At 71.7% G+C, this 587-nt stretch carries 1 pseudogene; it reads left to right on the top strand.

Annotated elements, in window-relative coordinates:
• Positions 1 to 387: pseudogene (locus KZA10_RS17130) on the top strand (hypothetical protein); the annotation flags it as partial.
• Positions 388 to 587 lie beyond the last annotated feature (200 nt).

The raw sequence follows: 587 nt of genomic DNA, 5'->3' as shown, positions 1-587 counted from the left end.
CCGGACGGGTATGCGCGGGTGCGGGCAGCCCTCGACCTCGTCGGGGGCGGGGGCGGGGGCGTCGGACTCTACGAGTCCTCGTCGTGTGCGGGCGGCAACGCCCCGGCGTGCGCCAACAGCAACGGATACATCAAGTACCGCGCCGATATCGTGAACTGGAGCGACGGTCGGCTGAACTGGGCCATGGCGCACGAGCTCGCGCACATCTATCAGTTCCGCGTGTGGGGCTCGCTCACGTCGTCCGGAGCCTACGGGGTGCTGTTCGGCAGCGACCCCGAGTTCCTCGCCAACTGCATGGCCGTGGTGCGGGGGTACCCCGGATCGGTCAGCTGCGACGGCGAGCAGCAGGCCTGGTCCTCGGGCATCTGGGTGGGCGCCGTCCGCTGAGCGGAGTCGCTCACAGGCCCGGATCAGTCCGCCGGTGTCGTCGTGTCGATGGCGGCACGCAGCGGCCGCCGCATCACCCGCCAGTACGACGACGGCGCGACGCGGGTGAGCACATCGATCAGGCGGGCCTCGCGTCCGACCATGGTGCGCGCGGAGCGTCGTTCGGTCGCCCAGACGATGCGCGCCGCCGCGTCCGCGGG

It is taken from the genome of Microbacterium sp. BF1, assembly GCF_019279095.1.
GTDB classification, from domain to species: Bacteria; Actinomycetota; Actinomycetes; order Actinomycetales; family Microbacteriaceae; genus Microbacterium; species Microbacterium maritypicum.
Note: the sequence above shows the minus strand (reverse complement) of the source record. Positions and strands in the feature narration are given on the sequence as shown.